We start from the raw sequence: 24,870 nt of genomic DNA on the forward strand, positions 1-24,870 counted from the left end.
ATGGAAAAGAATCGCATCAGCACCGGGGGGGACCCGCGTGCTTTCATGGAGTTCGGGCAGTTACGTGATGAAATTAGCAAGCTGACTCACCCTGCGCGCCCGGACGTTGACTGGCAAAAAGTTGAACAGTTAAGCCTGTCATTGTTTCGTCATAATGGCGTCGAACTGCAAACACTGGCCTGGTACACCGTAGCCAGAATACGTAATGCGGGACTGGAGGGACTTGCCGAAGGCACGGAACTTCTGGAGGCCTTACTGACGCACCACTGGAATGCAATATGGCCACAGCAAACCCATGCCCGCGTTGAGATCCTGGCATGGCTGTCTGTTCGCTTACAGCAAGAATTGCGTACGTTAACGCTGTCATATGCTGATTTATCAAAGGTGTATCGGGTTGAACAAAGTTTAAAACATGCCTGCGCAGTGCTGCAACGGCTTGAATTGAAAGCGCTTAGTAAACTGGAGGCTATCGTGACCTGGACGCACAATGCAGCTTTGCGTCTGGAGAAGTCCGATCCCGATTCGGGATCGGCCGTAGTGATGATACCGGCTCCAGGTGCAACAAATAACGTTGTGACGTCTTTGCCACAGTTGGTCTTTGTGGTTAATGAGCCAGCGTCGTCCGGGCAATCGAGCACAGCGGTTTTAGCGACCAAAATCGGTCATGGAACCCGACGCATGTGGCTGGGGTTTGCTATCGGTGTCATGGTTACAGCAGTGGTGAGTACAGGCGCTTTTCTTGCTATCAACCATATACAAACCGACGGATATGAACTGGTTAAGCCCTTGCCGCAGGTGCCGACGCCTGAACAATTGTCCACGTTGAAGCAGTCCTCAGATTTGCAGGGGAAGAAGCAAGATATAATTGCTGCAACGCAAGGGCAATTGGACGTTTTACATCGCCTGTCACCTTTGTGGTCGCGGGAATATGCTGCATCATTAGCGCAGCAGTTAGTCACTCTGTGGCCGGAAGAATCGCAGACGACAGTATTCACGAGCAGATTACAGAAACAGTTAATCACGGAAGCGTTGCCGGAAAGTGCTCTGCAAAACTGGCATAATGCCCAGCAGGGGCTGGAAGCGTTAACCGCCCAGCTAAATGCGCTTGATGAACGCAAGGGTAAATACCTGACGGGGTCGGAGTTGAAATCAGCCATTTTCACTATCCGCCGCCAGCTTGACCAAACGCCGCCGACAGAAGAATTGTTGCGTCAAATCGATGAGGAATTAAAAAAACAGGGGAGTGTATCACCCGCTTTGTATCAGCAGCTCGATATGCGGCTTAACCAACTTCTTAATCGTTATACGCTGCTGAAGCAAAATGCCATTCGAGGGCGGTAGCACTGGAAATAAGCCAGCCAAAGATCATCAACTGATTTAGTTGGTTATATAAAATCGGTTGATGATCTTCGCTATTAAATCATGAAAAATTAATAATAATATTCATCAGGGATTATTACTGAGTGCCCTAAAAGGTTAACGCCAGGATCTCTATCGGGACCCCTACAGTGCACACAGCCTATCACTGCACCCTGATGCCATAGACGCGTCCTCGGAAACAGACAGCGGCGTATCATCCAGATCAGGATGGGATGCTACCGCCAGCGCCAGGATAGTGCTGTGATCATTACCGCAGGGATAGATACTGTGTTTCGTGAGGGACGGGCATTTACAGTATTGAAGAATCCATCGAGCAACTGAATTACTGCTGCGACGTCGGCCATAGATAATGACGGTCAAACTGGAAGACCCGAATCATTCGTAATGCATTAATGCCGCTGGCTTTACGCGCGGCAAGTGTTTTGCCGGATTTTTGTGTGCCCGTTGGTTACCCGCGGTGTTTAGCGACCGCATCTTAAGAACTCCCCCTGGTGCTGGCACTCACCATTTCGAATGGTGATGAGCAGGTTACCAGCGTAACAATCCATAACCCCCGACTATTCCGCAAAAGAACAGAGCAAACCCATTATGAATCATGACCCAGCCAACTTAAGTAATCGCTTTCCCGTCCTTGGTTGTGCTGCCAGTAGCTTCCCCAAGGGAAGATTGTGCCAGGTACAGTTGCGTAAAATCACTGTGATCAATATTGCTTCTCAGCGTTCATGTCGAGCCATTGCATTCTTTATTTCATTATTCCAGCGATAATTCAATACATTAAGGTCGCTAGTGTCCAACAGCAGAATGATATTGGCTTCGGCGAAATAACGTTCTATTTCATGCTCGAAATCCTGCCTCAGAGCATTACGCCGGTCATGCCATGCGCTTTCAAGGTGAGATCCCGTCAGGTAAGCAGGGAGAAAAAGCAAAAGTGTGGATCCCGGTGAGCCGATTTAATCTGCCTAAGTACAGTCTATTTTTGTGGTCTAAAATATCGTATTTATTGCTTTGTTAGGTGTAAATGTCGCCTTTGGATTGGGTTGTCATGAAAATATCGTGTTTTTTGGTCTGAATTTTTGTTGAATCTATGTTTAGATTTCTAGGCGTAAAGTCTTTCGTATTAATTGCCACAGTTTAGCAATGAGTAATAGATGTTAGAAAATAATTTTATGGCTATTATTTAGCAAAAATTAAGGGTTCCAGGATGTACGAGAAAAGTTTTGCATTACTTGGTTTATATGCTTTTGGGCAAGTGATGGTTGTTTTGTTTTTCTGCATGTTGTGTTTACTCATAATCTATCTCACTAAATCGCGATGAATCTTCCAATTGTCATCTAATCTATTTTAATAACTGAGTTATTTATAATATAAAGATAACAATGATAATGTTTAAATCTTTTACTCATTTTTTCTAGGGATGTAGGTTTATGGCTGTCACAGTTCTTACCAATAATTCTTATTTAAGAATAGGAATTAAGGAGTTGATGCGGAACAGTAATTTAGTGGATGATGTAATTGTACTGGATCTTGACTCATTTAATTCTTTATATGAATTAATAGGTGAACTTGAGGTGTTGAGGTTACCCAAAAACAAACGGCTAACCTATGTAGGTAGCAAAAGCATTATTTTCAGGCTTATGGACAAACTGAACCCCATTCCAGTCAGTGAATCGTTATTGCGGATCAAAAACGATATTAGCGCTATCAAATTATCAACCTTCAAAGAACTGAAAGAGATGGTTAATCAGTATCACCAGCTTTCTCTACTAACGGTGAGGGAGCGTCAATGCTTACATGCTTTATGCCAGGAGGAGAACATTTTGCGCTCCGCAAAGCTTACCAACATGACCGAGAAAACTTTCTACACCATGGTCAGAAATGTAACAAGTAAGCTGAATTTGCAGGGGCTTTTGCAGTTGAGGGTCTTTTTATCAAAGGAATTTTAACGTTTAAAGATTGAGTTTTACTAAAACTAATGTCCCTCCTGCCATGATATTCTCCCCCCCCTTTTTTATCATCACATCGCCTGACTACGTTGGGTGAAAACCTTCATATACATACTCTCGTGTCGTCTGTAACCGCCTACACCGCTCTCATTGGTGGCGGAATAAAAGCTTAGTTTTTTAAAGTATTTTATTCTGCCGTCATAATGATTCTGTACACTCTACCTAGAACCCTCTTTCCTATTTTTACCTTTCTTAACTTTGCTAATCTTATATTTTCTTTATTCAGGCATTAAATATTTATTTGATGATTTAAATTAAAATTAAAAATTTTTATGTGTTAAATGTGTGTTTTTTGTTGGTTTTTATAGGTTAGACTTTAACTTTTGGTAACATATGTTGGTAAATTTAATTTACTTGGTTTATAAGTCTGTAAAATTGGCAGCGTTTAGGTTTTTAATCTCGTGTTTTATAAAATAACAGAATATTATATCTAGATTTTAATGTGGGAGTGTTTTTGCAGTGATTATATTTTTTATGATTTTGTGTGTTTTTGATTTTTCCTTTAAATTCAGTATCTTGGTTTATTTTTAATGGGGTTTGACTGCGCTGGATATGCTGTTTAATAATAAGCGCGTATTCGGGAGTGTATATTTTCGAACTACATTTCATTCTAAATAGACAGGAATGTCTCTAAATTCAGGAAAAGTACTTATTATGAAAAAAATTCTTCTTGCGGTAGCTATGTCCTCTGTAATGATTACTGGTGCACATGCCGCTGAGGATCAGGGCCACGGTAAAATTACCTTTAAGGGTTCTGTTGTTGATGCCCCATGTTCAATTGATTCAGAAAGCCTTGATCAGACCGTTCAATTAGGTGCTATTGCCAAAGGTGCTTTAGAGGACGGCAACCGTTCTACTCCTGTAGATTTCAGCATCCAGCTGCACGATTGTTCTTTCGACACCATCAATGAAGTGAATGTGGCTTTTAACGGTTATGAAGGTGATAAAACTCAGGGTCTGGATAGTTCCTTTGCAGTTACTGGTCAGGCTCAAGGTGTGGGCGTAACAATTACTGATATGGGTAGCAATGTAATTACTCCAAATACAACTGCAAAAGCGATCGTACTTAACGATGGCGATAACGAACTGCAGTTCCAGGCTTATGTTCAGGGTGCAACTACTTCCGGCGCTGTTGTGCCAGGTACGTTTACCTCTACTGCTAACTTCGTAATGTCTTACGAGTAAGTTTTAACTGTTGTTCTGACATTTAGAATAACAATACAGGCGCTGACAAATGTTTGCGCCTGTATTTAAATCGCCAATGCTGGTAAGCAGGAAAGAACAGTAGTTATGCATTATTTTAAAAAAATAAAATCTACAACCCTAACTTGCCTCTTGCTTGCAGCATGTTCATGTCATGTTACCGCTTCTCAACAGAGTCGTGGCCGAGTCAACATGCAGGGGAGTATCATTGATACTGCCTGCAGTATTACTATGGATGATCGCTACCAGACCGTGCAAATAACAACGCAACCTGTTGCGATGGTTATTCAGCCCACTGAAAAGGTAAGCGTTTCGTTTCATATTAATCTCGAAAGCTGCTCGTTACAGTCTGATGGTCCTCCCCCAAAACAGTGGAGCCACTTTCAGGTCACTTTCGATGGTTCATCTGATGACGGAAAGTTATTTAATGTTACAGGTGAAGCCAAAGGTATTGCGCTTGAAATTAGCGATCATAACGGGAATATAGCCATTCCTGGAAAGGCGTTACCCGCAGGAATGCTTTCACCGGGGTTAATGGCACTGAATTACCAACTTCATTTGAAAGGTAATGGCCAGGAAATCAGGCCTGGTGATTACTATAGTATTATTCGCTTTAAGGTGGATTATTTTTAATGAAACATAATCCAGGATGTTTGGGGAAAATTCGTCCGCTTGCGCTCGAAATATTTTTGGTACTTTCCAGTTGTCAGATTGCAGTGGCTGACGATAATGTTCAGTTTAATACGGATGTACTTGACCTTAAAGATCGTTCTCAAATTGATTTGAGCCAGTTTTCACAGGCCGGGTATGTGATGCCCGGGAGCTATACCCTGGCTGTTCAGATTAATAACAATACGTTGCCGGAACGAGAGATTCAATTTTTTGCCCCAGATGATGATGCAAATAAAAGCTATGCATGCCTGACTCATGATGTCGTGGAACAGTTAGGGCTGACGGAAGCTTCTGCCAAAAAGCTCACCTGGTGGCACAATAACGAATGTATGGACCCCGCATCTCTTCCCGGTATGTCTGTGGCTGGAGACCTCGGTGCCAGCGCGGTGAAAGTTAATTTACCCCAGGCTTATCTGGAGTACACCTCAGAAAACTGGGATCCTCCGTCTCGCTGGGATGAAGGGATCCCCGGCGTATTGTTTGACTACAGTGTGAATGGTCAGACAACTCACCAGCAACAGGGCAGCGATGCTAAAACGCTCAGCGGCAATGGGGTTGCCGGGATTAACGTTGGCGCATGGCGTTTTCGAGCTGACTGGCAGGGAAACTACAGTCATCAAACGAATAATAGTGGTGGTAATCAGCAGGACTGGAGCTGGAATCGTTACTATTTATACCGGTCGATAGCTGCCGCCCGGGCGAAATTGACCCTCGGGGAAGATTATTTATCCTCCGACATCTTTGACAGTTTCCGCTACACCGGGGCCAGCCTGATTTCGGATGACAGCATGCTGCCACCTAACCTGCGTGGTTATGCACCAGAGGTTACCGGGATTGCAAAGACCAATGCCAAAGTCACGATCAGTCAGCAGGGGCGAGTGATTTATGAAACTACCGTTGCTGCTGGTCCATTCCGTATTCAGGATTTGAGCAATGCCATCAGCGGTAAACTTGATGTGAAAGTTGCGGAGGAGGATGGCAGTAGCAGCCAGTATCAGGTTGATACTGCGACCATTCCTTATTTGTCCAGGCCCGGACGTGTGCGCTATAAATTTTCGACCGGTAAACCGTCGAATTATGATCATCACAGCCAAGGGCCGGTGTTTGGCACTGGAGAGTTTTCCTGGGGTGTCACTAACGGCTGGTCACTATTTGGTGGGGGCCTGACCGCAGGGGACTACACTTCACTCGCGTTGGGGGTAGGGCGTGATTTAATGGCCTTCGGTGCATTATCATTTGATATTACGCAGTCTCGGGCGGTAGTACCGGAAGAGGGGACAAAGCAAGGTGGTTCATATCGCCTTAGTTATTCCAAGCGTTTTGATGAGACTGACAGTCAGGTGACGTTTGCAGGTTATCGTTTTTCGGAACGAAACTTTATGAACGTAAACCAATACCTGAACGCGAAATATCAGGGATATAAGCAGGCTAATAGCAGCAAGCAGCTTTATACCATCAGTTTTAGCCAACAATTACGAGACTGGCGTACATCGATTTATTTAAATTACAGCCATCAGACCTACTGGGATCATCCGACAAATAACACATATAATATATCAATGTCGCGATATTTTGATTTCATGATGTTTAAAAGTATGAGTGCAAATGTTTCCGCATTTCGCAGTGAATATAATGGCTTGAAAGATGACGGTGCTTTTGTCAGCCTTTCCATTCCATGGGGTGGGGGGGGGACATTAAGTTACGATGCATCCTACAGTGGTGGTACAAATTCTCAAAGGGCGACTTACTCTAATAGCATGGGTGACCATGACAATTATAGTCTGAGTGCGGGGGTAACACGAGACAATAGAATCAGCGGTAGCGGCTATCTATCGCACCAGGGCGATTTCAGCGAAATGAACTTTAACAGTAGTTTCGAGGGAAATCGCTATCGCGCTGCGGGAGCCTCTATGAGAGGCGGGATTACAGCCACGACGAAGGGAGCGGCATTACATCGCATTGGTGCTACAGGCGGAACGCGAATGATGGTGGATACCGGTGGCGTGTCGAATGTCCCGGTAAGAAATACAGGTGCACCGTCGTACTCAAATATGTTTGGTAAAACAGTCGTTGGTGATGTGGCGAGTTATTACCGCAATAATATTAATATAGATTTGAATAAATTGGGCGAGGATGTGGAAGCCACGCGTTCGGTTGTACAGGGAACTCTGACTCAGGGAGCAATTGGTTATCGTCGTTTTGGTATTATCGCCGGACATAAAGCGATGGCCATTATCAAACTAGCGGATGGCAGTACACCACCATTTGGTGCAACGATACTGAATAAAAATAAAGACCAGACGGGAATTATCAGTGAAGACGGTATGGTCTGGTTAACAGGTATTAAACCTGAAGAAACAATGGAAGTGAACTGGGATGGGGAGACTCAGTGTGTTATCACACTGCCTGCCACACTGCCAGATGGAAATTTGTTATTACCTTGTGTTGCCGACGTAAAATAATTAATCGGTGAATCGGGTAGATGATTATCAGTAATATTAATAGATAAGCGAAATATGAAAATGACTATTCAATCCCGTTTGGCCATTACCTCCAGGGCGTGTGCAATTACTCTGGTGTTAATGGGGCTTTCACAATCTGCGAATGCTGCCCTTGCTCTGGATCGCACTCGCGTGGTGCTGGATGGAGGAGATAACTCTGTCTCAATGGGGGTGACGAACCAGAATAAAGAGCTGCCATATCTAGCGCAGGTTTGGATTGACGATGCGCAAGGTAACAAGATTACCAGCCCTCTGACTGCGCTTCCACCCGTGCAGCGTATCGAACCCGGCGCCAAAACCCAGGTAAAAGTGCAGGCCACTCCTGGAATGAACCTGCTGGCGCAGGACCGGGAGAGCCTTTACTACTTTAACTTGCGTGAGATCCCGCCGAAGAGTAGTAAACCCAATACGTTGCAGATTGCATTACAGACGCGCATCAAACTGTTTTATCGCCCGGCAGCACTGAAGGTTGAGCCAAACAGTAAGCCTTGGCAGGAGCAGGTGACTTTGACTAAAGAGGGGGGCAAATATGTGGTGCATAACCCAACGCCTTATTTTATCACCTTTACCGCGGTGTCGACGGAATCAGGCGGGGAAAATATAAATGATTTCAAACCATTGATGCTGGAACCTATGGGGAAAGCACCATTAGGCGTGCCGGTTTCAGCGGTGGGCAACAGCCCTGTCCTGACCTATGTCAATGATTACGGCGGTCGCCCAAAACTGATTTTTAGCTGCGCAGGAAATAGCTGCACGCTTAAAAGCACTAAGGTCGGTTAAGGCCATTCTACCGGATGTTTTCGCGAAGGACGTCTGGTGGAAAATGGAGGGGTAAATGATGCGTACCAGACTGAAATTGCTGACATCGTTTTTAACGGTAGTTATGGTGGCACTGCCTGTCACCACTTTCGCTGTGGATCATTGGGATGTGGAAGGAGCGCACGGGGAAATTCATGTGCGTGGTGCATTGACCGAAGGCGTATGTCACCTCGATATGATTTCCCGCTGGCAGGATGTTGAACTGGGAGCGACGCCCACTATCGAGTTGCAGCATCCGGGCGATCGCAGTGCAGCCGTTACATTTTTGCTGCGTCTGAAAGATTGCACCCGTAAAGGCGGCAGTCTGGTGGATAAACGAACCGGCAGTCTCGCCTGGGACGCTATTCAGCCCGTTCTTTCCGTTCGATTTCAGGCGCAGGCAGACGCTGATAACCCCGAGTTGGTTGGCGTAATTGGCGTAAAAGGTATAGGCCTTCGTTTGACGGATCACCGGGGGCTGGATGTTCGCTTAGGCGAGCAGGGGCCGGCTCAATTTATCTCACCAGAACAGGATGAACTGGTTTACAGCGTGAGCGTAGAGAGAACTTCCGCCCCACTTACGGCTGGTGAGTACTACGCCACGGTGAATTTCGCACTGGAGTATGATTAATGAACGCCCGGATGATTTTGGCCGTGTTGTTGGGTTATATGTCTATTATGCCTGTTCACTCAGTGGAAAATAATATTCAAATCACCGGCAATTTAGTCACCGAACCCTGCACGTTAGCTCCGGAATCAGCGGATATTCCACTGGATTTTGGCACGATTGTCGGTAAGTACTTTCAAACGGCTAAGCGCACGCCGGGTATTCGTTTTTCTATCAAGCTCACTGATTGCGATACCAGTATGGGCAACAGTGCGACGGTTACCTTCCTCGGGGCGGAAAGCGGGTCCTTACCGGGGCTATTGGCCACCAATAACGGTGAGGAAAATGGTCTGGCTTTCGGAATTGAAACCTTGCCAGATGCCGATTCGGAAGTGGCACCACAATTGATCCCCATTAACAAGCCAAGTCCGCTCTTTCTTCTGAGCAACAAAGAGTCGGTGATTACCTTACAGGGGTATATCGAGGCGGAGCCAGAGGCTATTGAAACTAACACTGTAAAGCCTGGGCCCTTCGCAGTGACGGCGACTTTTAAGGTGGATTATCCGTGAAGAGAAGAAACTGGGGCTTAATTACCCGAACGGTAGTGTGCCATCCCTTGTTGTGGGGCTCATGGATTTACCGTTTTGGGTTGGTCTTACTAATCCTTTTGCTATGTGCTGCAGGCATGGCGCATGCCGACAGTAGCTATGCAGCGAATCGGTCTGAAATAAATATTAATATTTCAGGCACGATTGTCGTGACAGGCAAATGCACGTTCAATCAGGGGGGAGAGCTACTGGTCGATTTTGGTGATATCCGTTTTAGCTCCACGAGTAATGAATTAGGAAGAACCTATATTGAACCGCTGGTCAGTGATATGACCTGCTCGGGTGATTCGGCGGGCTCGGCGACGATGAAGCTTTCCTCAAAAGACGGCAGTTCGCAAGATTACAACGGCAATAAATTGCTAAAAGTCGGTATCGAAGGCGGGGTGGCCGCCACAGGACTTGGGATCGCACTTAAAGTGAATGGACAGATTCAGGATGTGAATACGCCGTTTGCCGTGGAGGTTGGGCAGTTTCCCACTTTGGAAGCTCAACTGGTGCAAACAGACGTCAGCAATAAACTGATCAGCGGTAATCGAATTACCTCCTCCGCCACGTTATTAATGGCATTTGATTGAGAGGGGGAGGAGAAATGAAGATGAAAAAATTCATCCTGATGCTTGCTTTCATTTTTTTTGGGACAGTATCGTGTAGCATGCTGGCTATTTCGAAGCAAACGGGAGACAGCGTGGATTTCACCTTTACCGGGCTGCTTCAGGCTATGACGGCATGTTCCATTAATAATGACCGGACCATTGAAATCGCTTTTGGCAACATTGGGATCAATAAAATAGAAAGCGAAAATTATACACGAAACATTGACTACGAGCTTGATTGTGGCAGCGTTGGCGGAGCGAATACGGTTTTATTGACCCTTAAGGCAACACCAGTGCCATCTGACGGTAGTATTATTGACTCTGGTCGCAAAGGCCTATGGATCCAATTTTATAAAGATAGCGTTCCGCTGAAACTGAACGAAGAGTTTAAGGTTGAAAACGTTACTGCTCCACCTAAGTTAATGGTGAAACTAATTACTGATCCCGCAGAGGATCCTGAAGAAGGCCCGTTTTCATGCACTGCTACCCTTATAGCAGAGTATATATAATTATGAGTTTTATAAAAAAATACATTTCTTTTCTTTTCATTGGATTTTATATCGCATTGTAGTCTTGCGTGTTCTTCGGTGTTTGGGATTGGTGCTGCAAGTAAAAATAATCTCTGTAAACAAGGCGCTTTAGGTGCCTTAGAATTTAGCCATCAGACTGGTGTTCTCATTAAATTTTTTAGTAAAAGGTTGTGTATGCTTGACGCTCTTTTATGCGATATTTGTGAGTTAAAACGACTTCAGATTCTGGAGAACGCAGTTATTCATTATAGTGACGGTATTTTTACTCTTGAAAGAAGAGCATTGGTCGGAAAGTTCCTTCTGGAGAATAATAATCCTGAAGTGGCTAAAATACTGGCCGATATTGCACGCTATCTTCATGAGCTTATAGAAGCGGGCAAGTTAAGGGATAGTCCTCTTTATAGTGCTGATGATTACCAAAAACCACTAGACTCGTTAATTAGGGGGTGATTATTCCTTTTGTTTTCCAAAGTGGTCGAGATGTTTTTTTTATATCGTGCTGGCCTTTCTTTTCATTGCTATTCAATTTCCAACAGATAATGTTACTTCTGTAGGGCTTAATTCAGCGCACAGTGTTGTTACCTGGGGGGTAATTGCTTTGCAGTCTTTGGTTATTGTTATCCGTCAATGGAGTAATTCTGCATTTCGCGGAGGGAAATATTACCACTGGCTGCTTATGGCTCTCATTTTAATGAATATATCACTATTCATCGTACATGATAACGGATGGCGAATTAATGCTCTATCCAGAGCTGCATTTATTATTTTTATGACGGTTTTTTTTGGGTTACTGCTGCAATGTAAGTTGACGTGGTTTGATGCCCGAGTATTTATTGGGGCAATAGCCGGTGCCGCTTTACTTCAGGCCATCGCTGCCATCCTTCAGCTCTATGCGCCTTATTTTTCATGGCGCTGGTTGCATCACAATCCACTGGCGGCGGAAGGCCGGCCATTAGGTATGTTTGGACAGGTAAATCTTCTGGGATCATTTTTGGCGACGGGCCTCGGTGCGACGCTGTGGTCCGTGGTGCAATGCCGCCGTAAAAATTCAATTTTTGCCTGGGTTGTCATTCTATTGACGATCGGTTTCGCCCTTTATTTGACCCACTCCAGAACAGGATGGCTGGGGGCAACTATTGCCATGGTGGGGCTGGTTATTTTTTCTCCGGCGAAAATGCGTCGAAAAACAATACTACTGATAACCGGCCTGATCGTTGGCTGCTGGCTACTGGTGCAAATCATTCCATCGCCAGGGATCCCAATTCTCGTGCCAGCTGAACACCAGATGCAATCCCAGGCTGATAAAACGGCAATAAATTCTGATGCAAAAGATGCATCGGCTTTCAGCCTTGAGCGCATGCGGGCTGAATCTTCCATCCAGCGCAGGCAAATGCTGGAAGGAAGTGTTGCGTTGATAAAACAGCATCCTCTTTTGGGTGCGGGGGCTGGCAGTTTTGAAAGCGTGTGGCCTGATGCGCTCGCAAGTACGGGGCAAGTTTCCAGCTTTGAGCATACGGTGACGCATCCGCACAATGAAATACTCTTCGTGTTGGCTGAAGGCGGCATTGTGGCATTGAGCGGGCTGCTGTTGTTTGCCGGCATTTTTTGCATCCCTTTGATTAAGGGGTCGCATCGTTCGCGTACGATCTGGGCCCTCACGCTGCCTATTGCCCTGCACTGCATGACAGAGTATCCGTTTTATCTGTCAGCCGTGCATGCCGTCATTTTTTTGCTTTTGCTTCGTCTGAGCTGGCCGGTTCGTTTGCTTAAACCTCGGGAAGTTTCACTCAGCCTGAAACGCTTCATCCTGATTGCAGTGGGGGGCCTCTGCTTATGGGGCATGTTTTTTTTGCATACGGCCTGGCAGACGCGCGCAATCCTGCGCACCGCTGAAATAAGTGGGTTAACGGATACTGAGCTACTGAAGGATGTACCAAATTCAATCGCACAGTATGACCGATTGCAATTTAACCGGTGTGTCAGTGAGCTTATGGCTTTCAATCAGACCCGAAAAACCTCTCATTTGAATCAATTTGAACGCTGTGCCAGCGCGTGGCTGCATGTGCATAACGACGCCAATGTAACAGCGTCGTTAATTACCATTGCAAAATCGAAAGGTGACCTGGAGGCGGCGGAGCAATGGCGCATCCGGGGGCATCGTGATTTTCCTTTCGATCCCCGCTTCCTCCGAGGTGATCTTTGAAACTCTGCTTTATCGTTAACGATGCGGCCTATTTTGCCTTGCATTGGCTGGACCGCGCCTGTGCGGCGAAAAAGGCCGGTTATGACGTTCATCTTTTATGCCGTCAGGGTGATGAGTTTGTTATGCGCCAATTGCATCAGGCAGGAATTCACTGGCATGAAATTTCACTGAAAGGCCCGTCAGCAAGCCCGTTTAACCTGATACAAAGCGGATTGCAAATATCGCGTTGGTTGCGCCGTTTGAAGCCTGATCTGGTGCATTGTATTACGCTAAAACCCTGCCTGATTGGTGCCGGTCTTGCTGGCCGCTGGCCGGTAGCACTGACTTTCCCTGGATTAGGCCGCTTGTGGAGTAGCAGCTTTCCGTTCGCGAGACCGGCCAGGGCAATCATTGGATGGTGGTGGCGTAGGGCTGCTCGAAAACCTCAAACCCTGCTGGTGTTTGAGCACGAAGGCGATCGCAAGACGCTCATGGACAGTTGCGGTATCACAATATCCCGCACGATGGTGACCGGTTGCTCAGGGGTTAATCCCGATGCTTTTCCTTATTCGTCTTTCCCCAGAAATCGCGTACCGGTTGTGTTATTTGCGGGGAGGCTCATTCGCCCTAAAGGGCTCGACACGTTGCTTAACATTTGTCGACAGTTGCGCTCAGAGGGCGTTGCTCTGCGCCTGCAGGTGGCAGGACTCGCAGCCCCAGGTGATGTGAATCGTATTCCCGAAGCAGAGCTCGTTCAGCTTCACCACGAGGGGGAGATTGAGTGGTTGGGGGCACGACATGATATGCCAGCGTTGATTGCTCAGGCCAATATTATTGCGCTTCCATCGCGTTATGCAGAAGGGGTGCCGCGCATTCTCCTGGAGGCGGCCAGCTGCGGTCGTCCTTCAGTGGCTTTTGATCGCGGTGGATGCCGTACCATTTTACCCGCTGATAACAGTTGTGGCGCGCTGATAAAAGATGGCGATGATATTGCGTTTGCTGCTGCCCTGAGGCGGCTATTGCAGGACCCTGCTTGCTGTGAACGCAAGGGTGAAACAGGACGACAGCGTGTGCTTCATTCTCTGACGGCCTCTCATGCTGCGGCTAAGAACCTCTCTTGTTATGAGCGAGTGCTGAGTCTCTCCGCGATCTCTGGCGTCATGGAACTTGAAAAATGAAACGTTTTATTTTGTCGTTACTGTGGCAGCGGGATCTTATTCGTGTGCTGGTCCAAAAAGAGATAAAGGTACGCTACAAAAACAGTCTGTTCGGCTGGCTGTGGTCTGTAGGGCACCCGCTGATGTTCGGGGCTATTTACTGGCTGATCTTCGGGCAGGTCATGCGGGTGCCTATTGCTGATTACCCGCTTTTTTTGTTGTGCGGTCTTTTTCCCTGGCAGTGGATTACGTCCTGCCTGAGTACGGCACCTGCTTTGTTTTTTGTAAATAGTGCCATTATCAAAAAAACCACCTTTCCACGCATAGTCTTGCCTATTACTCAGGTGTTAACGGAGGGGGTACATTTTTTATTTAGCCTCCCGGTGCTGGCTCTATTTTTGCTGGTCAGCCGTACAGGTTCAGAACCTACATTTGCTTGGCTATGGGGCGGAGCACTGCTGTTTTTAGTGCAATTTATTCTTCTGACTGGACTGTCTTGTCTTTTATCGTCACTAACGTTGTTTCTGCGCGATCTTGAACGCTTTGTACAGCTTGGGCTGATGCTCTTGTTTTACGCCACGCCGGTGCTTTATTCGCCTGAAATGGTACCTGCACGCTGGCAATGGCTTCTCAATCTTAATCCATTGGCACCTTTGATTCTGGCATGGCGTGAACTTTTTATGCATGGACGACTTTCTGGCGAACATTTGCTGTCAATGTTTGTGTTTTCCGTCGTGATGTTACTGGTTGGATATCAAGTGCTCCGTAGGCTTGCTCCCCGATTCGCGGAGGTTTTGTGATGTCATCGACGGTTGAACTTGTCAAGGTAAGTAAGAGCTACCCGCTTTGGCACCACCTCGGTTCTGGTCTTAAATCGCTATTGCTACATCCAGGACAGCTTAAAGCTCTGATCAGGCAACATCAGCACACAGCGCTGGAAAATGTGAGTTTTCGTATTCGTCGTGGAGAATCCGTGGCGCTGATAGGCCGCAATGGCGCAGGGAAAAGTACGCTATTGGGACTTGTCGCAGGCGTGCTTTCCCCTACAACCGGACAGGTAAAGGTATGTGGCCGCGTAGCCTCAATGTTGGAGCTGGGGGCCGGATTTCATCCTGAGCTCACCGGTCGGGAAAATATTGCTCTAAATGCAACGCTGCTGGGTCTGCGTCGGGAGGAAGTTAAACGAGCGATGCCGGCGATTATCGATTTCGCTGAACTTGGACGCTTTATTGACGAACCGGTACGAATCTATTCCAGCGGAATGTTAGCCAGGCTGGGTTTTGCGGTTATGACTCAAATCTCTCCGGATATTTTGCTTGTAGATGAGGTACTTGCCGTGGGGGATGCTGCTTTCCGCCAACGCTGCTATGAAGTACTAAAACGCTTTCGGGCCCAGGGCGTCACCCTTCTTTTCGTCAGCCACAATCCAAAGGATATTCAACAATTCTGCGATCGCGTGCTGTGGTTCGAAAACCATCAGATGATTGCCGATGGCTCACCAAACGACACTCTTCCACTCTATCAAGAAGCTATGCAGCAGGAAGCGAGTAAAAAATGAAAAATAAAAATATCTATATCGTAGGGGCTGGTTTATCCGGCGCGACCATCGCTCGGCTGCTGGCCGAACAGGGTGCTCAGGTTAGCATCTTTGAACAACGTGACCATGTCGCGGGAAATTGCCACGATGAACGATGCCCGCATACTCAGGTGCGTGAGCACCGTTACGGACCGCATATATTCCATACCAACGATGAAGAAGTCTGGCAGTTTGTCCAGCGCTTCGCACGATTTATGCCATATCAACATCGTGTGTTTACGACCAGCCAGGGGCAGGTCTGGAATTTGCCAGTAAATTTGCACACCTTAAACCAGTTTCGCTCAGCGGCAATGACGCCCAATGAAGCTCGAAAATGGCTTGCTTCAATGACGATTTCAACGCCTGACGGCGCAGAAAATCTTCAGCAACATGCGCATGAACTTATGGGGGCCCCCCTTTATGAGACGTTTTTCCGTGATTACACCGAAAAGCAGTGGGGATGTTCGGCTACGCAGCTTCCGGCTTCTATTCTCAAGCGCCTTCCATTCAGGTTTGACTATACAGATGGCTATTTTGATAGCCGTTTTCAGGGTATGCCACAGGACGGGTATACCGCGATGGTTCAATCTATGCTGCAACACCCCAATATTAAGGTGCAGACTGACGTCACTGTGACAGCAGAAATTGCACGTGAGTTGATGGAGAAAGGACATGTTTTCTGGTCCGGTCCACTTGATGCCTGGTTTAATCATGATGCGGGTCGCTTGCGCTGGAGGACGTTGGATTTTATTCGGGAGGCTGCAACGGCTGACGCTCAGGGGTGTGCCGTCATGAATTATGCTGATAAATCTGTTCCCTGGACGCGCATTACTGACCATGCGCGTCTGAGTCCCTGGGAGCAGCATCAACAAACGCTTTTAGTCAGGGAAATCCCTCGGGAGGCCAAAGAGAATGATATCCCTTATTACCCGCTGCGAATGGCAGATGATGAACGGCTGCTGACTCACTACCGCGAACGTGCTTCGGCTCTTACTGGTGTGACATTTATCGGGCGATTAGGGACTTATCGCTATATGGATATGGACGTTACGCTACGCCAGGCCATATCGATCGCGAAGCATTTTATAACAACCCCAGCAGGTGAGCACTTTTTGGCCTGGCCGGATGCTAACGCATGAAAGTGGCTGCGCTGATTGTTACCTTTAACAGGTTAACGATGCTGAAAAGGACGCTGGTCCACACGCTAAATATGTCATTCGACCAGGTGCTGGTGGTTAACAACGCCTCCACCGATGGAACCAAAGAATGGCTGGATAGCCTGGATGAGCTGAGGCTGACTGTATTGCATCAACCGGAGAATCGTGGTGGTGCGGGTGGCTTTGCAGCAGGATTAGAAGCGTTAACGGCGGTGACGGGTTGGACGCACGTCTGTCTTTACGATGATGATGCGCAACCTGCACCGGATTGGCTTTGTGAACTGGCAAAGCAGCCTCAGGCCGATATTTGGTTGAGTCATGTTCGAGATGCACTCAATCAACCTTGCCGAATGAACATGCCGTTTAAGCGTTTGCCGCAAACCTTACGACAATCGTTGGGCTATCTTTTCTTCCCTGAGCGATGGCTGCCCCGAGAGCCCAATATAACGTCGGTCTGTACGCTGACGTTTGTGGGTTGCTGCGTTGAGCGTAGAGTCGTACGGCAATTGCTGGATGTACTGGATACAAGATTGTTTCTTTATTTTGACGATTTGGCCGCCGGAGCCGCGCTTGCAAGACAAGGTGTCAGGATGCTGTGGTGTCCATCGCTACGATTTCAACATGATATTAACAGCCGCAGCGGCGTCTCTCCCGAGCGCCGTAAGTTATTAACACGAAACCTTTTGTGGCTATCAAGAACCCGTTCGGGTGCTCCATGGAATAACAATGTCACTGCGTTGAGGGTGCTTGGGCAATTGGCTGGCGCAATGAGTGGCCCTGAAAAACTCCGCAATATATGGCACTGGGGTATAGGGCTTCGTGACGGTCTGGCTGGTCCGGGGGAGGAAAATAATGTCTGAACCCGTGGTCCGTTTTTTCGTATGCCATCATCGCCCGGCACCATACTTTCGAAATCGTTATTTTACACCCATTCAGGCAGGGCGATCTGTTGTTTCAACTCGTCTTGATTACGCGGCGGGGGACGACGAAGGGGACAATATTTCGTCTCAAAATCCCTTCTGGAGTGAGCTTACGGCCCTTTACTGGATATGGAAAAATGTCGATGCCGACTGGTATGGGCTGATGCACTATCGGCGCATGCTGACGTTTCGTAAGAATAAGATCCTGAACGGAACATTCTCTAAACTGGATGAAAATACCCTCCATTATTTCGGCTGGACGGAGAAACAGGTCAATGAGTGTCTGGAGTCATATGATGTTATGACCGCTCCTGCGCTACCGGTACATCCCCCTGGGTTGCCTGAACAGATAATGACGGTAGCAGAGTATTATCATCGTGCACATCATGGTGCCGATCTGGAAAGCATAGTTGAAAGAGTGAAGCGAGACTGGCCAGATTTCTATCTCCCTCTGATTGACTGCCTTTCACGAACTTCGATGGTCACGGGTAATCTTGTGGTGATGCGACATCCTTATTTTCAGGATTACTGTTCGTTTCTTTTTGGAGTATTACTACCGGAATCGCAACAACGCTCTCTTGAGCATTACACGCATTATCAGCAGCGAGTTTGGGGCTTTCTTGCCGAGCGTTTGACGCAGGCCTGGCTCATTGCGGCTCAGCAGCGTTGGCCAGAGATGAGGATTGGGCAAACAGGGGTTGCAATAGGGGTTTCTCCTGCATACCTCAAGCCTTCTCAACCCGTAGAGCCAGATCGAAGCCAGTTGATTGATGAGGTAATACAAGTCGCTATCGCAGTCGATGACGCCTATGTTGTTCATGCCGATACATTCTTGTCATCGCTGATTACAGGGCTACATCCGAAACAAAGACTCATCATCCATTTACTGTGCGATGAAACATTATCTCAAAAAAGCAGAGCGCTCCTGTCCAACGAAAGTGGTGACAACATCCGCTTTCAGTTTCATCAGGTTTCACATAACTCTCTTGAGTATCTCCCCAATAACCGACGCCATATTAGCCATCGAACGTGGTATCGACTATTGCTTGCGGAATTGCTTACTGATGTATCCCGAGTGCTGTGGTTGGATGCGGATATGGTGGTATGCGGCAACCTTCTTCCTCTCTGGCAGTATGATTTGCCGGCAAATGTAGTAATGGGAGCCTGCGCGGATGAGGGCGGAAGAGATCAGGCGCAGAGGCTTGGTATTGAGAGCCTTTACATTAATGCTGGGGTACTCCTTATCAACCTGGATGCACTCAGAGCGCGTTATCCGTCTCCATTAAAAGAATACCTGACCATTTATTACCGCTTTCAGCAAGTTATTCGATTGCAGGATCAGGATGTGCTGAATTTGGCGCATCAGGGAGAAATTCATACTCTGCCTTTAATTTACAACGTCCAGACGCGTTGTTACTTGCCGGACATCCTGACACCTTCTTTTAGTGCCCAGGAGCACGTTGCAGCGCTGGCCGGACCCGTCATATTACATTTTACAGGCCCGGATAAGCCATGGCTTCCTGGCTGTCGTCATCCGCTTCGACGCGAGTATTTTAGGCATTTAAGAACGCCCCGCACTCCAATGGGCAAGCTTCGGTTTACGTTATCGGATGGTTTAATTCGCATTTATCGCCATCTGTGGTTTCGGATCGGAGGGCAGAAGATACAGGATTGTATACGAGGTTCACGGCGTCTGAGGGCGCTGCGCCGGGCATATAGCATCTACCAGAATTTAATTTTTAAGTGAGAGGGAATTAACCTGAAACCTGACATTATTCTTGATACTCGCAGTGCAGAAATACCGGTGGTGAGCATCGTCGTTCCTGTTTATAACACAGCTGCTTGGGTAGAAATGACGCTTGCTTCATTGTCCTCATCATTACTGACTAATGCTGAATTGATCGTCATTGATGACGGCAGTACCGATGATAGTTTCAAGTGTTTGCCGGATTTGTTGGCGAAATTTCCAGGACAGGTTCTTCTGTTGAAGCAACCCAATCAGGGACTGTCGGCTACTCGTAATAAAGGGGTGTGTCTGGCAAGAGGTGACTGGATTGCTTTTTGTGATAGTGATGACTGGTTAAATGCATTAACGCTAATGGTGGCCATTGATCGTGGTGAAAGGAATCATGCTGATGCTGTTTTTTGGCGCAGTATGGTTTATGACGATATTAATCAGACACTGTCTCCTTTCTATGATGAAAAGAGCTATTCTCAGTCGCGCAAGTATTGTGATGATGGGGTTACTACGTTTATTGCGGCCCCTGAATTATTAGGTCTTGAGCCAAATATTAATACCGGAGTTTATCGGAGGAATTTTTGGTTGCACAACGTTGGCTTTTTTCGTGATGGCAAAGTATTTGAAGATTTGGTTCCTCATTACCGTGTTCTTTTTAGCGAAGGAAAAATAATGTTGATGGACATAGTCGGTTACTATTATCGGGTAGGAAGGCCCGGTAAAATCACGGAGGAACGAAGCCATCGCCGACGCGATATGGTAGACGCAGTAGCGGGAGTCATTGACGCAGTGCCTGCAACACTTTCCAGTAATCATTGCAGAATATTAATGGGGCAGCTATTACGTATGTTGCACTGGAGTGGCGTCGCTTCTCTACCCGAAGATCGCAAACCCTACTATGTTGCATCGTGTTCGCTGTTTGAGCATGCCCGTCCGCGTCAGGTGCTTGCTACGGCATTCAAGGCTGGGTTGCCAGCGGGGCAGGCCATTATTGCTTTGGCGTTGTTAGTGGGTAGCTCACATGGACTGTCTCGACTGGCTGCTGGCTACCGATGGAGCAGTCTGCCGTTTTTGGTCCCCGGTTTACTGTTTCGTCCGATGTTATGGCTCGGTATCTTTCGTCTGATGGGGAAAATGATTAAAGGCGGTTCACAATGAAAGTTATTTCTTCCTGTATCGATGGCAGACACCCTTATTTTGCTCAGCGTCCTGATATCCCACTGATTATCATTCCGGGTGACAAATTGATTAGCCCAAATATGATTAATTCATTAAAAGAGCATGAGGCACCTATCTGGATTGTGGACTCAGAATCTGCTGGCCAACGAAGGTGGAGTTCGTTACTTTCGCATTCAGATATTTATGTCGTGTCAGATATAAATCAGCTTATTAATAAATCTCCTGTAGATAAGAGATACGAACTCTATGCTGTGCTGGACCAAAACAACTCGGAACAAATAAAAAAATTAATTCTTTCTCACGCTCCAGATGTTGCCTGCGGCGTTCTGGAACGTTCAGCGGGAGACTGGCTGCAATGGTACCAATTTTCAGCGAAACATTGTGAGCGTTTTAGCTGGTGGGTGGATGAAGCTTCAACGCAAGTCAGTGGGCGCTTGTCTTCAGTACCCGTTAGTGTTGTCGTACCTGTCTATAATGTTGTCGATTGGCTGGATGAGTGCCTTTCATCATTAGCTCATCAGGATTTGGACGGGCTGGAAGTCATTGTTGTTGATGATGGTTCAACCGATGGTAGTGGGGAAATTGCTAAAAAATGGCAGATACAATATCCGCAACGCTTCAGAACGATTCATCAACAAAATTCTGGGTGTGCTACTGCACGAAACACCGGTCTTTCAGCTGCTCGGGGAACATTTACTGGGTTTGTTGATAGCGATGATTTTGTTGCACCGAACATGTTTAGCTCTCTATTCCGTTCTGCTGTGCTGCGTCAGTCTGATGTGGCTCAATGCGGCTGGACTGAATTTTATCCCGATGGTGGGAAGGTGGAATGCCCGGGTAATGAGAATGCGTTGCTTTGTGATGAGTTAAGTTCGCGTCCCACGATTTGGCGTAAGATCTACCGTACAGCGATGCTGAAAGAAAAGGCAATTGTATTCCCGGCACATATTCGTCGTTTCGATGATCTTCCTTTTCAGTTTGAAGCATTGTTCGCAGCCCGAAAGTTAACAACGATTACGGATTGTCACTATTTTTACCGTCAGGCAAGGCCAGGACAGGATATCGGCATCAAGGATGAACGCTTATTGGTACATGTTGAGCTTTTCGAATGGCTTATGTTGCGCCTTAAACCAGAGATAACACGTTCCACGGCAATGCAAGCTTTTAGATTGATGTTAAATACACACTATTGGGGATGGTTTATTATTGAAGAGCCCCTAAAAAAACATTACCTGAACAATATATTCAAACAATGCCTTGGAGCATCATTTCCACTCACTCATTTTGAGCGATTCTTACTGGCAAGGAAGATGGGAAGTAAAATGTTTAACTTTTATATGCGTTTAACCCTCTGTAGCCTGGTGTCCAGATTTGGTTTAAAAGGCAAAAGTAATGGTTAGATCTCTGATCACAATGGGTATTCGTAGAGTATTTCCTGGGATAACTCTGCGCTATAGGCGGCTTATAGACTCAATTAACGCCATTTTAAGCAACAGTGTTCATCAACAATCGCAGATAGACTCGCTCTCTTCTCAGCTGAATGATATTCGCCAGAAACTTTTGGTTGTATCGCAATCTATTCATCATTCTGAGCGTCTGATAATGAAAAGAAAAGCACCATGGCGTTGTGTTTTTCTTGTCCACAGTGTTGAAATATGGAGTAGTTTGCACGCTGTTTGGCTCGCAATGAGTAAAGATCCTCGATTTGATCCGATAGTTGTGACTATCCCGCGAAAGTATCCTGGAAGCGAAAAGCTTTGTAATGAAGAGAATACCCATAATAGCATGAAATCTAAAGGTATTCCGCATATCAGGATTATCTCGGGAGATCTTTTTGATGACTTGTCTACTCTTCGAGCATTAGAACCTCAAATTATTTTTAGACAATCACATTGGGATGCTGATATATCGCCAGCTTTTGCTGCCGAATGGCTTGGTTTTGCGAAGATTTATTATATAGATTACAGTATTGCCCCGATTCATGTCTCAGGATTTCGGGCGAGTCCTTTGTATCGACGAGCCAGTGGAATATTTATTGCGAATGATGCAATACGCGAGTTTATGCCATCAACATTACCCGTAATCACTTCTGGGCATCCACGAGTTGATTATTTGTGCCACGCAGAACCCATCTGGCCGATAAATACAGGAAATAACTTTAAAATAATATGGAGTGCTCACCACTCCACGGGTACTGAATGGACCAATTTCGGTACATTTTGGATGGTGAAATCATTTATGCTGAATCTGGCACAGGTGCATCCTGAAATTGATTTTTTGTTCAGTCCTCATCCTGCGCTTGTCAGCCAAATGCAATCAATTTCAAACACATCCTCTTCAGAGTTTGATGTATTTTGTGCCAGATGGTGTGCACTACCGAATACAGGAGTACTTACAAATGGCGACTACGCCGGTCCGTTCAAGGCTTCCGATTTACTGATCGTTGATGGGATTAGTTTTCTGCTTGAATACCAGCTTAATCAAAAGCCTGTATTGTTTTTAGAGCGTGAAGATCATAGCCCCTTCAATGCATTTGGCGTTCACGTCAAGAAAGGGGTTCATCCTATCCCAGCAGAGCAGCCAGAGATGTTAGTCCCATGGTTAGATCATTTTTCATCCGGAGGTAAAGACCCGTTGCAAAATGAGCAGAAAGCCTTGTGCGAAACGTATTTCAACCAACAAAGGGTGCCAGAAGCTATACTAGAAAGCATTGCTAATGACATGGCAGCATCATCAAAATAAAAATAAGTAGTATAAATTTCTGCAAGTTAGAACTGTAAGGACTATAATTTATCCATTATGTTGATACGTATCTGCATCAAATGCTGATCAATTTGTTAGAGACATTTATCAAAATGAAATTTTTGATTAACAATTCTATAGTTTACAATCCTGATGATGGTTCTTTAGTTAACAAAAATAGTGCGGACGATATTATTGTTTTACCACATATGGCTGCACGTGTTCTTACATGCTTGTTAATCAACGCAGGGAAGGTTGTCCCCAGAGAAGCGATTTTTGATTATGTATGGTCTGGAAATGAGATGCTTGCATCAAATAACAGTCTTACTCAATATGTTTCTTTTATAAGAAAAACGCTTACAGACTTGGAATGTCAAGAGGAGTTAATTAAGACAATACCACGCGTTGGTTTTTATTTATCTGGCGATAATGTTAGTAATTATAAAGATGGTGGTTTTAGTTTGCTCAAGGATGTTTTTTTTCGTAAATATCTTTTTGCAATTCTAAGTTTTATGATTTTGCTTATGGTTTTATTATATCAAATTTTTTTCCTTAAAGACCGATTAACAAACAAGGAGCTCTTTTATTTTGGTAAAATAGATTCTTGTAAAATTTACACGCTTAAAAAGGTAAGCGAGCATGATTTTGCATCAATTCGCTCCAGGATTGAGAAGATGGTTGAAAATGAAAATTTTAACATAGCCTGTACTAAGGGTTTCTCGTATGTGTATCAATCTGATGAACGTATTTCACTAGAGGGTAAGGGGCGGGAATTTATTAGTCGTTGCAATATTTCTGGTGATAAAGATAATATTATTTCAGCTTGCAATGGAGTGTATATCAATGCGCGCAATTATTAAGTTAACCATACTTATATCTTTCATTGTGATTATTCTGGCTAATATATATTATTACTTTGATGTGTCTAGGCGAGAAATGATTAATTGTGAGTCACCCGTACTGATCCCCATGCCAAAAAAAGGATTTCAATACAGCGGTATAATCGGTATGACTTTTAATCCCAACGGGACTGGAATGGCTTCTTTTTCTGGTGAACTCACAGAGTTAGATACTAATACTACATTTGATGTACTGAGGATTATATATTTCGATTACTCGATTGAATACTATAGCTATTTCACATTATCAAATTTCGTTATCAAGAAAAATGTTAATGATTCAACTGATGATCAGATGTTCAATCGACTAATGTTTGATTTAAGTACAGCTGGTCGTCGAATTCGAGTTGAAAGATTGAAGGACACCGCTTTCCTTATCGAAAATACATTTAATCCGATTTTCATTTGCATTGAAAGATGATTAA

Annotated in this window: 23 protein-coding genes; all 23 read left to right on the plus strand. The window is 45.8% G+C overall.

Going from position 1 to position 24,870, the window contains the following annotated elements:
- The 23 genes from HV243_RS03650 to HV243_RS03760 all read left to right on the plus strand — a co-directional run bounded on the left by HV243_RS03650 (position 1) and on the right by HV243_RS03760 (position 24,866).
- A complete protein-coding gene (locus tag HV243_RS03650) occupies positions 1-1,341 on the plus strand; it encodes an ImpA domain-containing protein (RefSeq protein WP_053388786.1) in 1,341 nt (446 codons plus the stop codon).
- A 1,463-nt stretch (positions 1,342-2,804) separates the two neighbouring features.
- Complete coding sequence (locus HV243_RS03655) at positions 2,805-3,323, plus strand: hypothetical protein (RefSeq protein WP_131351417.1); 519 nt, start codon at positions 2,805-2,807, stop codon at positions 3,321-3,323.
- Positions 3,324-4,037: 714 nt separating this feature from the next.
- The gene (locus HV243_RS03660; RefSeq protein ID WP_233598386.1) at positions 4,038-4,568 is read left to right on the plus strand and encodes a fimbrial protein; all 531 of its coding nucleotides are present in this window, start codon (positions 4,038-4,040) and stop codon (positions 4,566-4,568) included.
- Between the two features lie 105 nt (positions 4,569-4,673).
- On the plus strand, positions 4,674-5,219 hold the full coding sequence (locus HV243_RS03665) for a fimbrial protein (RefSeq protein WP_047358687.1): 546 nt from the start codon (positions 4,674-4,676) through the stop codon (positions 5,217-5,219).
- On the plus strand, positions 5,219-7,720 hold the full coding sequence (locus HV243_RS03670) for an outer membrane usher protein (RefSeq protein WP_053388787.1): 2,502 nt from the start codon (positions 5,219-5,221) through the stop codon (positions 7,718-7,720). Before HV243_RS03665 ends, HV243_RS03670 begins: the two co-directional genes overlap by 1 nt.
- 120 nt (positions 7,721-7,840) lie before the next feature.
- On the plus strand, positions 7,841-8,539 hold the full coding sequence (locus HV243_RS03675) for a fimbria/pilus periplasmic chaperone (protein WP_053389978.1): 699 nt from the start codon (positions 7,841-7,843) through the stop codon (positions 8,537-8,539).
- Between the two features lie 55 nt (positions 8,540-8,594).
- Positions 8,595-9,188: a fimbrial protein gene (locus tag HV243_RS03680; RefSeq protein WP_240489686.1), complete on the plus strand. Its 594-nt coding sequence runs from the start codon at positions 8,595-8,597 to the stop codon at positions 9,186-9,188.
- Complete coding sequence (locus HV243_RS03685) at positions 9,188-9,733, plus strand: fimbrial protein (RefSeq protein ID WP_052951275.1); 546 nt, start codon at positions 9,188-9,190, stop codon at positions 9,731-9,733. Before HV243_RS03680 ends, HV243_RS03685 begins: the two co-directional genes overlap by 1 nt.
- A complete protein-coding gene (locus HV243_RS03690; RefSeq protein ID WP_131351414.1) occupies positions 9,730-10,347 on the plus strand; it encodes a fimbrial protein in 618 nt (205 codons plus the stop codon). Before HV243_RS03685 ends, HV243_RS03690 begins: the two co-directional genes overlap by 4 nt.
- Positions 10,348-10,367: 20 nt before the next feature.
- A complete protein-coding gene (locus HV243_RS03695; protein WP_052951276.1) occupies positions 10,368-10,874 on the plus strand; it encodes a fimbrial protein in 507 nt (168 codons plus the stop codon).
- Positions 10,875-10,952: 78 nt separating this feature from the next.
- Positions 10,953-11,345 carry a hypothetical protein gene (locus HV243_RS03700; protein WP_131351411.1) on the plus strand — a complete coding sequence of 131 codons (393 nt, stop codon included), beginning with the start codon at positions 10,953-10,955 and terminating at the stop codon, positions 11,343-11,345.
- Between the two features lie 46 nt (positions 11,346-11,391).
- A complete protein-coding gene (locus HV243_RS03705; protein ID WP_141201956.1) occupies positions 11,392-13,098 on the plus strand; it encodes an O-antigen ligase family protein in 1,707 nt (568 codons plus the stop codon).
- Positions 13,095-14,255, plus strand: coding sequence for a glycosyltransferase family 4 protein (locus HV243_RS03710; protein ID WP_053389967.1), 1,161 nt, complete (start codon positions 13,095-13,097; stop codon positions 14,253-14,255). The genes HV243_RS03705 and HV243_RS03710 overlap by 4 nt, the downstream gene beginning before the upstream one ends.
- Positions 14,252-15,034 (plus strand): ABC transporter permease, encoded by a 783-nt coding sequence (locus tag HV243_RS03715; RefSeq protein WP_047358693.1) that lies wholly within the window; start codon positions 14,252-14,254, stop codon positions 15,032-15,034. Before HV243_RS03710 ends, HV243_RS03715 begins: the two co-directional genes overlap by 4 nt.
- A complete protein-coding gene (locus HV243_RS03720; protein ID WP_053389968.1) occupies positions 15,034-15,792 on the plus strand; it encodes an ABC transporter ATP-binding protein in 759 nt (252 codons plus the stop codon). The genes HV243_RS03715 and HV243_RS03720 overlap by 1 nt, the downstream gene beginning before the upstream one ends.
- Complete coding sequence (locus HV243_RS03725; RefSeq protein ID WP_053389969.1) at positions 15,789-16,949, plus strand: UDP-galactopyranose mutase; 1,161 nt, start codon at positions 15,789-15,791, stop codon at positions 16,947-16,949. The genes HV243_RS03720 and HV243_RS03725 overlap by 4 nt, the downstream gene beginning before the upstream one ends.
- Complete coding sequence (locus HV243_RS03730) at positions 16,946-17,827, plus strand: glycosyltransferase (RefSeq protein WP_053389970.1); 882 nt, start codon at positions 16,946-16,948, stop codon at positions 17,825-17,827. The genes HV243_RS03725 and HV243_RS03730 overlap by 4 nt, the downstream gene beginning before the upstream one ends.
- Positions 17,820-19,634, plus strand: a complete 1,815-nt coding sequence (locus HV243_RS03735; protein ID WP_053389971.1) for a DUF4422 domain-containing protein — start codon at positions 17,820-17,822, stop codon at positions 19,632-19,634. The genes HV243_RS03730 and HV243_RS03735 overlap by 8 nt, the downstream gene beginning before the upstream one ends.
- 60 nt (positions 19,635-19,694) lie before the next feature.
- Entirely contained in the window at positions 19,695-20,783 is a 1,089-nt protein-coding gene (locus HV243_RS03740; protein ID WP_131351402.1) for a glycosyltransferase family A protein, read from the plus strand.
- Positions 20,780-22,204: a glycosyltransferase gene (locus tag HV243_RS03745; RefSeq protein ID WP_053389972.1), complete on the plus strand. Its 1,425-nt coding sequence runs from the start codon at positions 20,780-20,782 to the stop codon at positions 22,202-22,204. Before HV243_RS03740 ends, HV243_RS03745 begins: the two co-directional genes overlap by 4 nt.
- Positions 22,197-23,546, plus strand: a complete 1,350-nt coding sequence (locus HV243_RS03750) for a hypothetical protein (protein WP_052951280.1) — start codon at positions 22,197-22,199, stop codon at positions 23,544-23,546. The genes HV243_RS03745 and HV243_RS03750 overlap by 8 nt, the downstream gene beginning before the upstream one ends.
- A gap of 113 nt (positions 23,547-23,659) precedes the next feature.
- On the plus strand, positions 23,660-24,406 hold the full coding sequence (locus HV243_RS03755; protein WP_165500016.1) for a winged helix-turn-helix domain-containing protein: 747 nt from the start codon (positions 23,660-23,662) through the stop codon (positions 24,404-24,406).
- Positions 24,390-24,866 (plus strand): hypothetical protein, encoded by a 477-nt coding sequence (locus HV243_RS03760; protein ID WP_053389974.1) that lies wholly within the window; start codon positions 24,390-24,392, stop codon positions 24,864-24,866. Before HV243_RS03755 ends, HV243_RS03760 begins: the two co-directional genes overlap by 17 nt.
- The last annotated feature ends 4 nt before the right edge of the window (positions 24,867-24,870 follow it).

The organism is Citrobacter sp. RHBSTW-00599, assembly GCF_013784065.1.
In the GTDB taxonomy this organism is placed as follows: Bacteria; Pseudomonadota; Gammaproteobacteria; order Enterobacterales; family Enterobacteriaceae; genus Citrobacter; species Citrobacter braakii.

Excerpts from the sequence above, each read along its gene's own strand:
- HV243_RS03720 (WP_053389968.1), top strand. The coding sequence starts at position 15,034 with ATGTCATCGACGGTTGAACTTGTCAAGGTAAGTAAGAGCTACCCGCTT.
- HV243_RS03695 (WP_052951276.1), top strand. The coding sequence starts at position 10,368 with ATGAAAAAATTCATCCTGATGCTTGCTTTCATTTTTTTTGGGACAGTA.
- HV243_RS03725 (WP_053389969.1), top strand. The coding sequence starts at position 15,789 with ATGAAAAATAAAAATATCTATATCGTAGGGGCTGGTTTATCCGGCGCG.
- HV243_RS03650 (WP_053388786.1), top strand. The coding sequence starts at position 1 with ATGGAAAAGAATCGCATCAGCACCGGGGGGGACCCGCGTGCTTTCATG.
- HV243_RS03665 (WP_047358687.1), top strand. The coding sequence starts at position 4,674 with ATGCATTATTTTAAAAAAATAAAATCTACAACCCTAACTTGCCTCTTG.
- HV243_RS03760 (WP_053389974.1), top strand. The coding sequence starts at position 24,390 with ATGCGCGCAATTATTAAGTTAACCATACTTATATCTTTCATTGTGATT.
- HV243_RS03675 (WP_053389978.1), top strand. The coding sequence starts at position 7,841 with ATGGGGCTTTCACAATCTGCGAATGCTGCCCTTGCTCTGGATCGCACT.
- HV243_RS03685 (WP_052951275.1), top strand. The coding sequence starts at position 9,188 with ATGAACGCCCGGATGATTTTGGCCGTGTTGTTGGGTTATATGTCTATT.
- HV243_RS03755 (WP_165500016.1), top strand. The coding sequence starts at position 23,660 with ATGAAATTTTTGATTAACAATTCTATAGTTTACAATCCTGATGATGGT.
- HV243_RS03730 (WP_053389970.1), top strand. The coding sequence starts at position 16,946 with ATGAAAGTGGCTGCGCTGATTGTTACCTTTAACAGGTTAACGATGCTG.
- HV243_RS03670 (WP_053388787.1), top strand. The coding sequence starts at position 5,219 with ATGAAACATAATCCAGGATGTTTGGGGAAAATTCGTCCGCTTGCGCTC.
- HV243_RS03715 (WP_047358693.1), top strand. The coding sequence starts at position 14,252 with ATGAAACGTTTTATTTTGTCGTTACTGTGGCAGCGGGATCTTATTCGT.
- HV243_RS03745 (WP_053389972.1), top strand. The coding sequence starts at position 20,780 with ATGAAAGTTATTTCTTCCTGTATCGATGGCAGACACCCTTATTTTGCT.
- HV243_RS03750 (WP_052951280.1), top strand. The coding sequence starts at position 22,197 with ATGGTTAGATCTCTGATCACAATGGGTATTCGTAGAGTATTTCCTGGG.
- HV243_RS03660 (WP_233598386.1), top strand. The coding sequence starts at position 4,038 with ATGAAAAAAATTCTTCTTGCGGTAGCTATGTCCTCTGTAATGATTACT.
- HV243_RS03735 (WP_053389971.1), top strand. The coding sequence starts at position 17,820 with ATGTCTGAACCCGTGGTCCGTTTTTTCGTATGCCATCATCGCCCGGCA.
- HV243_RS03655 (WP_131351417.1), top strand. The coding sequence starts at position 2,805 with ATGGCTGTCACAGTTCTTACCAATAATTCTTATTTAAGAATAGGAATT.
- HV243_RS03680 (WP_240489686.1), top strand. The coding sequence starts at position 8,595 with ATGATGCGTACCAGACTGAAATTGCTGACATCGTTTTTAACGGTAGTT.